This window comes from Hyphomonas beringensis (assembly GCF_000682755.1).
Lineage (GTDB): Bacteria > Pseudomonadota > Alphaproteobacteria > Caulobacterales > Hyphomonadaceae > Hyphomonas > Hyphomonas beringensis.
This window is the reverse complement of record NZ_AWFF01000027.1, coordinates 77,120-86,564: the sequence shown is the minus strand read 5'-3', so window position 1 is coordinate 86,564 and position 9,445 is coordinate 77,120. Positions and strand designations below refer to the sequence as shown.

Annotated in this window: 13 protein-coding genes; 11 read left to right on the top strand and 2 right to left on the bottom strand. The window is 60.7% G+C overall.

Going from position 1 to position 9,445, the window contains the following annotated elements; all coding sequences use genetic code 11:
• Positions 1 to 3: 3 nt before the first annotated feature.
• Positions 4 to 1,608 carry a beta/gamma crystallin-related protein gene (locus tag HY29_RS19575; RefSeq protein WP_051601132.1) on the top strand — a complete coding sequence of 535 codons (1,605 nt, stop codon included), beginning with the start codon at positions 4 to 6 and terminating at the stop codon, positions 1,606 to 1,608.
• A gap of 14 nt (positions 1,609 to 1,622) precedes the next feature.
• Here HY29_RS19575 and HY29_RS04685 read toward each other — a convergent pair whose 3' ends face one another.
• Positions 1,623 to 2,369 carry a glycosyltransferase family 2 protein gene (locus HY29_RS04685; protein WP_034793148.1) on the bottom strand — a complete coding sequence of 249 codons (747 nt, stop codon included), beginning with the start codon at positions 2,367 to 2,369 and terminating at the stop codon, positions 1,623 to 1,625.
• A 39-nt stretch (positions 2,370 to 2,408) separates the two neighbouring features.
• Complete coding sequence (locus HY29_RS04680) at positions 2,409 to 2,588, bottom strand: hypothetical protein (RefSeq protein ID WP_034793145.1); 180 nt, start codon at positions 2,586 to 2,588, stop codon at positions 2,409 to 2,411.
• Positions 2,589 to 2,679: 91 nt separating this feature from the next.
• Between HY29_RS04680 and HY29_RS04675 the strand changes: the two genes are divergently transcribed.
• The 10 genes from HY29_RS04675 (at position 2,680) to HY29_RS04635 (ending at position 9,355) form a co-directional block, all read left to right on the top strand.
• Positions 2,680 to 3,006 carry a DUF6614 family protein gene (locus tag HY29_RS04675; protein WP_034793283.1) on the top strand — a complete coding sequence of 109 codons (327 nt, stop codon included), beginning with the start codon at positions 2,680 to 2,682 and terminating at the stop codon, positions 3,004 to 3,006.
• A 47-nt stretch (positions 3,007 to 3,053) separates the two neighbouring features.
• Complete coding sequence (trmD, locus tag HY29_RS04670) at positions 3,054 to 3,779, top strand: tRNA (guanosine(37)-N1)-methyltransferase TrmD (RefSeq protein WP_034793143.1); 726 nt, start codon at positions 3,054 to 3,056, stop codon at positions 3,777 to 3,779.
• Entirely contained in the window at positions 3,766 to 4,323 is a 558-nt protein-coding gene (rplS, locus tag HY29_RS19860) for a 50S ribosomal protein L19 (RefSeq protein WP_034793142.1), read from the top strand. Before trmD ends, rplS begins: the two co-directional genes overlap by 14 nt.
• Before the next feature lie 96 nt (positions 4,324 to 4,419).
• Complete coding sequence (locus HY29_RS04660) at positions 4,420 to 4,845, top strand: SecDF P1 head subdomain-containing protein (RefSeq protein WP_034793140.1); 426 nt, start codon at positions 4,420 to 4,422, stop codon at positions 4,843 to 4,845.
• Between the two features lie 69 nt (positions 4,846 to 4,914).
• Positions 4,915 to 6,312, top strand: a complete 1,398-nt coding sequence (gene leuC, locus HY29_RS04655) for a 3-isopropylmalate dehydratase large subunit (RefSeq protein ID WP_034793138.1) — start codon at positions 4,915 to 4,917, stop codon at positions 6,310 to 6,312.
• A gap of 77 nt (positions 6,313 to 6,389) precedes the next feature.
• Positions 6,390 to 7,373: a cysteine synthase A gene (cysK, locus tag HY29_RS04650; protein WP_034793280.1), complete on the top strand. Its 984-nt coding sequence runs from the start codon at positions 6,390 to 6,392 to the stop codon at positions 7,371 to 7,373.
• 9 nt (positions 7,374 to 7,382) lie between these two features.
• Positions 7,383 to 8,225, top strand: coding sequence for a VOC family protein (locus HY29_RS04645; RefSeq protein ID WP_034793136.1), 843 nt, complete (start codon positions 7,383 to 7,385; stop codon positions 8,223 to 8,225).
• Positions 8,226 to 8,236: 11 nt separating this feature from the next.
• Complete coding sequence (gene leuD, locus HY29_RS04640) at positions 8,237 to 8,866, top strand: 3-isopropylmalate dehydratase small subunit (protein WP_034793134.1); 630 nt, start codon at positions 8,237 to 8,239, stop codon at positions 8,864 to 8,866.
• Between the two features lie 22 nt (positions 8,867 to 8,888).
• On the top strand, positions 8,889 to 9,062 hold the full coding sequence (locus HY29_RS19150; protein WP_155838203.1) for a hypothetical protein: 174 nt from the start codon (positions 8,889 to 8,891) through the stop codon (positions 9,060 to 9,062).
• Positions 9,059 to 9,355 carry a putative quinol monooxygenase gene (locus HY29_RS04635; protein ID WP_034793123.1) on the top strand — a complete coding sequence of 99 codons (297 nt, stop codon included), beginning with the start codon at positions 9,059 to 9,061 and terminating at the stop codon, positions 9,353 to 9,355. Before HY29_RS19150 ends, HY29_RS04635 begins: the two co-directional genes overlap by 4 nt.
• Positions 9,356 to 9,445 lie beyond the last annotated feature (90 nt).

Here is a 9,445-nt window from a genome sequence, read left to right as displayed (position 1 = left end):
CCCATGTTTGCGAAACTGATCCGCCTTGGCGCGATGCTGGCATTGCCGCTTTCCGCTGCTGGAGCCGCATCTGCGCAATATGACGCCGCAGGCGAACCGGCGGGACTGATGCTGTTCAGCGGCCAGGACTATCGCGGCGAAGTCCGTGAAGTGTTCGAGCCGGTCTACACATTGAATGATTACAGCTTCAATGACCGGGCCCGCTCCGTCGCCGTACTGTCAGGCGCGTGGGAGCTGTGCGAGCATTCCGATTTTACAGGTCGCTGCGTCTTTATCCGTCATGATGTGGCAGATCTCGACTGGTATGGGCTCGACTATGAGATCAGCTCAGCGCGTCCGATCTATGAATATACCGAGGCCGAGCATGGCCTGATGTTCGTGCGGGATGATCAGGGGTATATCCGTTACGCTGACAATAACCGGTATGGTTATGACGATTACTCTCAGGGGTATGGTGTCAGCACGCGTGTCAGCGTCTATCATTATGGCTATTCGCCGACTTACCGGTCCTATGGATATTATGACCCGCGCTATGGCTATGGTCCGTATGGCTTTGCCTGGACCCGGCATGGCGTGAACCGCCATTATGGTCGGGATTACCGCCGCGATTATCGTCATCACAGGCCGGATCTGAGGGGCCATTATGGCGCGCGCGATGGTGACGTGACGCTGTATGTCGATTCCTATGGCCGCGGGCCGTCGCTAGGCCTGAATGATGGGGTGTCCGATCTCAGCCGGTACCGGTTCAACGACAATGTCTCCTCAATCAAGATCCGCAGCGGCAAATGGGAAGTGTGCGAGCACGCGAACTTCAAGGGCCGGTGCCAGATCATTGATGCGTCGAATGACAAGCTGAATGGCATTCGCCTGAACGACAATATTTCGTCCATTCGCCCGGTCGATGGAAGTGGCCACAGGGGAGACCGCAATCGCGGTGATCGTCGCTATGATGGCCCGCGCGGCGGCCGTGATCATCGTGGCGACCGGGAAGATTCTCGCGGAGGTGAGCGCCGCCCCCATAAGGCGGGTGTCGTGACCCGCACGCGCGGAGATGATCTGGCGGGTGGGCCAGCCTCAGAGCGGGTGGCCCGTCCAGGCCAGCCTGTGCGTGCGGATATCAATCGTCCGCAAAGGGAAGAACAGGCCCGGCAGGAGATCCGCCAGCGGCGAGAACGCGTTCAGGAAACCCGCGCGGTTCCGCAGTCACCTGCCTTCCGGAACCGTCAGGATGTCCAGCGCCAGCGTCCGGCAGACACTGTGCAGCGCCGGGTAGAGCGTCCGCGTGACATCCGCCCGGTCGAGCGGCGTCCGCAACAGGCTCGTCCTGTCCAGCGCCGTGCTGAGCCCGTACGCCCGCAACGCCAGGCCGCGCCGCAAAGAGCAAATGCGCAATCTCAGCCTGTGCGGCCTCGTCCCCAGGCCAGACCTCAAACGCAGCGTCCGCAGGTAGCCCCGGCCCGGCCTCAGCGTGCGCAGCAGGTTCAGGCACCCCGGCCCCAGCCGCAGGCGCGGCCTCAGCCCCGTCCACGGCCACAGCCACGTCCGCAAAGAAACAAGGATACGCGGTCTCCGGCTTTGCGCGCTCGCGACAATACACAGCAGAACTAGGATTTCAGCCGAGCTTATGCCCGCGGGTCATTCCACTCGCGGGCGATGCCGTATCCGCCGCGGCGGGTCAGCCAGAACATGCCGATCAGGTCAAACATGCCGGCGCCCAGGCGGCCCAGAAAGCCATATTTGGACTGTCCGGCCAGGCGTTTGCGGTCATTCACCTTTTCTTCGCGTACATCCCAGCCCGCCCGTTTGATCAGGGCTGGCAAGAAGCGGTGCATGGAGGCAAAGAAGGGTAGATCCCGGAAGGCGGCCGTGCGGATCAGTTTCCAGCCGCAGCCCGTATCGGTCGCGTCATCACGCAGCACAAACCTGCGCACGCCATTGGCCACACGGGACTGAACCCATTTGAAACCGGAATCGTTTCGGCTGTTTCGCTTTCCGGCAATGATGCCCAGCCGGGCCGGGGCGCCGGGCAGGATGATTTCCTGCCACAGCCTGGCCGTATCGGCCGGATCATTCTGGCCGTCGCCATCCAGCAATTGCACCCACTCACCGCGCACCGATTTCAGGCCGGTGAACAGCGCCGCAGATTTGCCGCGTCGCGCGACATGGTTCAGCACCGTCACCGTGTCCGGATGCTTCGCCTTGGCCTCTGCCAGTTCTGTCTCGGTTGCATCAGCTGAGCAGTCATTCACGCAAATGACCTCAAACGCGATGCCGGAGAGCTGTTCATGCACTTCATCTATGACAGGGTGCACATTGCCCTCTTCATTGAAGAAGGGGATCAGAACGGAAAGGGCGGGGCGGGTTTCCATCCTGTCTGGACTAGAGCTTGCTGCAGGCGCGGTCCAGCCTCATTTCTCTGTCGCCTCGGCGCGGCGGCGCAGCTCCACCTCTGCCTTGTGGTCTCCTGACATGGCGGCCTGTTTCAGCTCGGCCGGCGTCATGCGGGCATAGGCTTCCGGCGGCTCGGCAGAGGCCGTGCCGGGTTTGCGCCCCATGCAAAGTGCAATGACGCTGGCAAAAATGCCCATGCCTGATCCTTCCCGATTCCTGACAGGGCCAACTATGCCTGTTGTCAGCCGATCCGGAAAGGTGGAGAAGGCGGGCATTCGGGAGGGTGATATGGATATTTATCATATCTGGTTCGATCTGAAGCCGGGCACGGATGAGCGGGCCTTTGCGCCAGCCCTGTCAGCTTTTCTGTCTCACATGCGAGACGAAGGCCGGATCGAGGCGTGGCGCATGATGCGCTGCAAGCTGGGGCTTCGGCCGGATGATGTGCGGGAGTTTCACATCATGATCGAAACGCGCGACCTGGCGCAGCTTGATCAGGCCTTCAAGGCAGCGGCGGCCCGCTCCGGTGAAACCGATACACTACACTTTTCGGCCAATGCGATGGTAACGAACGTCAAGTTCGGCCTGTTCCGTGATTGGCCGGACTGGACGTGACAGCATATGCGTGACGGCGGGGCCCGCCTGCGCTAAAGGCTCGCCCCATGTTCGAGACAAGTTTCATCACCCTGTTCCCTGAGGCCTTTCCAGGCCCGCTGGGCGTTTCCATTCTGGAGCGCGCCCGCAAGGAAGGTATCTGGAATTGGGAGACGGTGGATCTGCGGCCCTTTGGCCTCGGCAAGCACAAGAATGTCGATGCGCCACCCGCAGGGGGCGGGGCCGGCATGGTGATCCGTCCGGATGTGGCCAGCGCGGCCCTGGACAGCATCGATACCGCTGGCAAGCATCTTGTCTATCTGTCGCCGCGCGGCGTGCCGTTTACCCAATCAAAGGCGCATCAATATGCGGGCGGCAAGGGGCTGGTCCTGTTTTGTGGCCGGTTTGAAGGCCTAGACCAGCGCGCTATTGATGCGCATGGCATGGAAGAGGTCTCCATGGGCGACTATGTGCTGGCGGGCGGAGAAGTGGCTGCCATGGCGATGGTAGAGGCCGTGGTGCGGCTTTTGCCCGGTGTCGCGGGGAATGAGGCCTCTCTGACGGATGAATCTTTCGAGAATGGCCTGCTGGAACATGACCAGTACACCCTGCCCAGACAGTGGGGGGAACGCGGGACTCCTGAGGTTTTGCTGTCAGGAGATCACAAACGTATAGAAGAATGGCGGTTTAACAGCGCAAAAGCGTTGACAAAAGAACGCCGTCCCGATTTATACGCCGCTTACTCCAAGACCCACGAATTCCAACCGCCGGAGACAGGCGATGAACATGATTGAACAGCTTGAAGCGGAAGAGTTCGCCCGCGTTGTCGGCGACAAGAACATTCCGGACTTCTCCCCGGGCGATACGCTGTCTGTGAACGTCCGCATTAAGGAAGGCGACCGTGAGCGCGTGCAGCGTTTCGAAGGCGTCTGCATTGCCCGCGCAGGCGGTGGCATCAATGAGAGCTTCACGGTTCGCAAGATTTCCTTCGGTGAAGGCGTAGAGCGTGTATTCCCGCTTGCTTCCCCGATGATCGAAAGCATCGAAGTGAAGCGCAAGGGCCGTGTGCGCCGTGCGAAACTCTACTATCTGCGCGACCGTCGCGGTAAATCTGCCCGTATCGCAGAGCGTACCACCGGCCACGGCATCGAAACGGTCGAGATCGCCGTTTCCAAGACCGAGCGTCGCCGTCAGAAAGATGCAGAAAAAGCTGCCCGCAAGGAAGCTGCTGCTAAGGCTCGCGATGAAGCTGCCAAGGCGAAAGCCGCTGAAGAGGCTGCTGCCGCTGCAGCTGCTGAGGCCGAAGCTTCTGCCGCTGAAGGCGCTGCCGAGGAATAGACTGCCCGGCCCAAGGCCAGGATTTGAAACAGCGCCTCTGCCAAAAGCAGGGGCGCTTTTCTTTTGGGGCGCAGGATTCTGTGCCACGCTTGGGGCATGAGAAATATCTGTCTTTCTATTCTGTGTGCGGGCCTGCTGGCCGCCTGTGATGTCCCCGAGAAAACACTCAGCATTACCGTGCCAGCCTGCCGACCGCCCAGTGTGGAGCAGGGTATCCTGTCGATAGGCGATGTGAGCTTTGACCCCGGCCAGGTAGAGGCCGAGGCAATAGAAGACGCCCTTGGCCGTCCGGCCCTGTCGATCCGGCTGGATACGGCAGGGGCCGAGAAGCTGGCCGTTCTGACGCGGGACAATATTGGACAGACCTTGCCCTTGCGTGTGGGCGATGAGGTTCTCATGTCTCCTATCGTAACGGAGGTGATCTCCGGCGGAATGCTGCAAGTGGCAGGCGATTTCGACAAGGCCGAACTGGAAACTCTGGCCCTGCGACTGTCTCCACCATGCGACCAAGACGCGGGTTAAGGCAGTTGCCCCTTTCCACCAGCGCTTTCGCCGCTATTGTGCGCCGCGACATAAAGAGATGAGGGTTCAATGGCCGGCAAGACGCTTTACGACAAGATCTGGGACGCGCACGTGGTGCACACGGATGTAGATACAGGTGAAAGCCTGCTCTACATCGATCTGCACCTTATCCACGAAGTGACGACGCCTCAGGCCTTTGCCGGTTTGAAAGCGGCCGGGCGGGGCGTGAGACGCCGCGATCTGACACTGGCCGTCGCAGACCATAATACCCCAACGGAAAACCAGTCGGCAGGCCTTGCCGGGGTGAAAGACCCCGAGGCCCGCAATCAGCTGGAAACGCTGACCCGCAATGTTGCTGAGTATGAAATCGAGTATTTCCCGATGGGCGATATTCGTAATGGCATCGTGCATGTGGTTGGCCCGGAGCAGGGACGTACCCAGCCCGGCATGACAATCGTTTGCGGGGATAGCCATACCTCTACGCATGGCGCATTTGGCGCGCTGGCCCATGGCATCGGCACAAGTGAAGTGGAGCATGTTCTGGCCACGCAGACCCTGCGGGCCCGCAAGATGAAGAACATGGCGATCGAGGTCTCCGGCTCGCTGAAAGAGGGCGTCACCGCGAAGGATCTGGCGCTGCACATCATTTCCGTCATCGGGACGGCTGGCGGTACGGGCCATGTCATGGAGTTCCGCGGCGATGCAATCCGCAAGCTCTCGATGGAAGGGCGGATGACGCTGTGCAATCTGTCGATCGAAGGCGGCGCGCGCGCAGGCCTGGTCGCGCCGGATGAGAAAACCTTCGCCTATATCAAAGGCCGCCCGGCCGCGCCGAAGGCTGGCGCCTGGGATCTGGCCGAAACCTATTGGCGCACGCTGCACAGCGATGATGACGCCGTGTTCGACGAGACTGTCCACATCAAGGGCGAAGACGTTGAGCCGACGGTGACCTGGGGCACCAGCCCGGAGCAGGGCATTGCCCTGTCAGGCATTATCCCGAAGCCGGAAGACTTTGACGATCCGGTCAAGGCAGGCGCCTGTGAACGGGCGCTGGCCTATATGGGCCTGGAAGGTGGCAAGCCGATCAAGGGCACGCCGGTTCAACGCGTCTTCATCGGGTCTTGCACCAATAGCCGGATTGAAGATTTGCGGGCCGCGGCCGATGTGGCCAAGGGCAACAAGGTGGCCGAGGGTGTGCGGGCCATGGTCGTGCCAGGCTCAGGCCTCGTGCGGGCGCAGGCCGAAGAGGAAGGTCTGGACCAGGTCTTCATCGAGGCGGGCTTTGAATGGCGCGAGCCGGGCTGTTCCATGTGCCTCGGCATGAACCCGGATACGCTGGCCCCGGGTGAGCGCTGTGCCTCAACGTCCAACCGCAACTTCGAAGGCCGTCAGGGCCGCGATGGCCGTACGCATCTGATGAGCCCGGCCTTGGCGGCACGTGCGGCAATCAATGGCGTGATTGGCTAAACCGAGCTTTAAGTTGCCTCACTGGCAGCAGGAGAGGATAGTCCGGCCAAAATGTAACCCAGATCATGGAGATCCTGATGGCTGGAACTGTTTCTCTTCCCGGTGACGTAACGCTGGACGGTCCGCGCGGGCGGACCTATGCGTCCATTCTTGACACTGTGGGGGCAACGCCGCTGGTGGCCGCGCCCAAATTCGCCGAGTCTGAGGGCGTGAAGGCGACCCTTCTCTTCAAGTGCGAATTCTTCAATCCGCTGGCGAGCGTGAAGGACCGGATCGGCCTGAACATGATCCTGCAGCTGGAGGCGACCGGAAAGCTGAAGCCCGGCGGAACACTTGTGGAGCCAACCTCAGGCAATACGGGTATCGCGCTGGCCTTTGTGGCGGCCAGCCGGGGCTATCGCCTGATCCTGACCATGCCGGAATCCATGTCGATCGAGCGGAGGCGCATGCTCGCCTATCTGGGTGCGGAACTTGAACTGACGCCCAAGGAAAAAGGCATGGGCGGCGCCATCGCCAAGGCCCAGGAGATTCTTGAGGCAACGGATGGCGCAGTCATGCCCAGCCAGTTCGACAATCCGGCAAACCCCGCCATTCACGAAGTGACGACGGCCGAGGAAATCTGGACCGATACAGACGGCGCTGTTGATGCTGTGATCGCCGGAATTGGCACGGGCGGCACATTTACGGGGTGTGGCAAACTGCTGAAGACGCGCAAGCCAGAGCTGAAAATGTATGCCGTGGAACCGGAGGGCAGCCCGGTACTGTCTGGCGGAGCGCCGGGGCCGCACATGATACAGGGGATCGGCGCAGGCTTCATTCCAGACAATGCCGATACATCGCTGTTGGATGAAGTGGTGAAAGTATCGAATGATGAGGCCTTCGCCACCGCCCGCAAACTGGCCATGCTGGAAGGCATTCCGGGCGGCATCTCCTCTGGCGCGGCAGCAGCGGCGGCCGTGAAGATCGGCCAGCGCGACGAGATGGAAGGCAAAACACTTGTCGCCATCCTGCCGAGCTTTGCGGAGCGGTATGTCTCGACAGCGCTGTTTGACGGACTGTAATCTGACCGCATGATTACAGGTCTCGACCATTTTGTGCTGGTTTGCCCGGAGATAGAGGCAGCCACGGGCGTCTATTCGGCCTTGTTGGGGCGGCAGCCGGACTGGCGTGCTTCGTCAGATGGCGCGGCCACGGCGATCTTTCGTGTCGCGAACACTGCGCTTGAGCTGATGGCTCCGGACGGTGACGGCCCGGTGGCAGATCGCCTGCGGGAGATCATCACGGAAGAGGGGCCGGGGCTGAAGAGCCTTGCCTTCGGAACGGAAGATATTGGCTTTGCCCATCACAAGCTGACCCGCCGGGGCCTGAAGCCTGATGAGATCAGCGAGGGGGGCAGTACAAACGAAATCGACGGAAAAACGCGCAAATGGAGCCGTTTTCGCTGTTCGGATGCGGAGACTGCTGGCGTCAAAGTATTCGTCATCGCTCCGGATGCACCTCTTCCGGTGCTGCCTGCTGAGGCCGGACAGGCAGTCTCCCTGGACCATATCGTCATTGATACGCCGAATCCTGACAGGGCTCTCGGCCTCTATGGTGCGCGGATCGGCCTCGATCTGGCGCTCGACCGGACCAGGCAAGAGTGGAAGACGCGGTTTCTGTTCTTCCGCACAGGCGGGCTGACCTTTGAAGTGATCCACCGGTTGGGCGAAGCGCATGATCCTGAGGCTGTTGACCGGATCTGGGGCCTGACTTGGCAGGTGGAGGATTTGCAGGCGGCGCATGACCGGCTATCTGAAGCCGGATTCAATGTTTCGGAGCTGCGCAAGGGGCGCAAACCCGGCTCCGCGGTTTTCACGGTGCGCGACGGCACAATGGGGGTTCCCACCCTGTTCATCGCACACACTTCAGGATAGGACACGTCCCCATGAAAGCATTTGTTCAATTGACCGGAACGGCGGCCCCTCTGCTGGAGAAGGGCAAGCCGATGTCGAATGTCGACACCGACATGATCATCCCGAAACAGTTCCTGAAGACAACGGAACGCACAGGCCTCTCCAAGGGGCTGTTTCACGAACTGAAAACCCTGTCAGATGGCTCGCAAAACCCTGAATTCGTACTGAACCGTCCGGAATATGCGACGGCCAGCATTCTGATCGCGGGCAAGAATTTCGGTTGCGGCTCCTCTCGCGAGCACGCACCCTGGGCGCTACTGGATCAGGGGATCACCTGCGTGATCGCACCGAGCTTTGCCGATATCTTCCACAATAATTGCTACAAGAACGGCATCCTGCCGGTCTGTCTGCCGGAAGACGTCTGCCAGAAGCTGGCGGAACAGGCGGGTGGTTCGAACCATGTGTTTACGGTGGATCTGGAAGCGCAGACCGTCACAGGGCCGGATGGCGAAAGCTATGGTTTTGAGGTCGATGAAGGTCGCAAGGCGAATCTGATGGCCGGTCTGGATGAGATTGGCGCGTCGCTGACCGCTGCCTCCCGGATTGATGCCTTTGAAGCCGAGCGCAAGCTGACCAAACCCTGGCTGGAGCCAGCCCAGTAAACGTGTGCAGGAGGCAAGGCAGATGCGGAAACTGACAGGCCTTGTTGCGGGGCTGTTTCTGCTGGGGGCGCTGAGCGCCTGCCATACAGACCCGTTCAGCACAAAGCCGGAAGTGAATGTCAAACTGCCGGCCAAGAAGGCCCCTGCAGATGATAAGACTGAGGATGCAGACGAAAAGAACCCGTCACAGTCATGATCGTCATTGAGGGCACGGTGCGACTGCCCGTCGCGAATATTGATGCGGCGAGGCCTGCAATGCTTGCCATGGTGTCGGCCAGCCGCGCCGAAGAGGGCTGTATCGATTACGCTTATGCTTTCGATCTTGTCGATCCGGGCCTTGTGCGCGTGACAGAAAGATGGGAAAGCCGCGCCGCTCTTGAGGCGCATTTCAAGACGTCTCACATGGCAAAGTGGCGTCAGTCTTTCCCTGCTCTCGGTATTACAGACCGCTCGCTTCGCCTTTATGAGGCCGATGCTGAGCCGATCTGACGCGTGACCATTCCGGCCTACCCCGTTGCGCTGACGCGGTCCCCCCGTTACTAGAAACCGCAAATAGCTGTGCCTGTTGGCGGCGCAGGC

Bases quoted from the DNA above. Each gene is read 5' to 3' on its own strand.
- HY29_RS19575 (WP_051601132.1), top strand. From the start codon at position 4: ATGTTTGCGAAACTGATCCGCCTTGGCGCGATGCTGGCATTGCCGCTT.
- HY29_RS04685 (WP_034793148.1), bottom strand. From the start codon at position 2,369: ATGGAAACCCGCCCCGCCCTTTCCGTTCTGATCCCCTTCTTCAATGAA.
- HY29_RS04680 (WP_034793145.1), bottom strand. From the start codon at position 2,588: ATGGGCATTTTTGCCAGCGTCATTGCACTTTGCATGGGGCGCAAACCC.
- HY29_RS04675 (WP_034793283.1), top strand. From the start codon at position 2,680: ATGGATATTTATCATATCTGGTTCGATCTGAAGCCGGGCACGGATGAG.
- trmD (WP_034793143.1), top strand. From the start codon at position 3,054: ATGTTCGAGACAAGTTTCATCACCCTGTTCCCTGAGGCCTTTCCAGGC.
- rplS (WP_034793142.1), top strand. From the start codon at position 3,766: ATGAACATGATTGAACAGCTTGAAGCGGAAGAGTTCGCCCGCGTTGTC.
- HY29_RS04660 (WP_034793140.1), top strand. From the start codon at position 4,420: ATGAGAAATATCTGTCTTTCTATTCTGTGTGCGGGCCTGCTGGCCGCC.
- leuC (WP_034793138.1), top strand. From the start codon at position 4,915: ATGGCCGGCAAGACGCTTTACGACAAGATCTGGGACGCGCACGTGGTG.
- cysK (WP_034793280.1), top strand. From the start codon at position 6,390: ATGGCTGGAACTGTTTCTCTTCCCGGTGACGTAACGCTGGACGGTCCG.
- HY29_RS04645 (WP_034793136.1), top strand. From the start codon at position 7,383: ATGATTACAGGTCTCGACCATTTTGTGCTGGTTTGCCCGGAGATAGAG.
- leuD (WP_034793134.1), top strand. From the start codon at position 8,237: ATGAAAGCATTTGTTCAATTGACCGGAACGGCGGCCCCTCTGCTGGAG.
- HY29_RS19150 (WP_155838203.1), top strand. From the start codon at position 8,889: ATGCGGAAACTGACAGGCCTTGTTGCGGGGCTGTTTCTGCTGGGGGCG.
- HY29_RS04635 (WP_034793123.1), top strand. From the start codon at position 9,059: ATGATCGTCATTGAGGGCACGGTGCGACTGCCCGTCGCGAATATTGAT.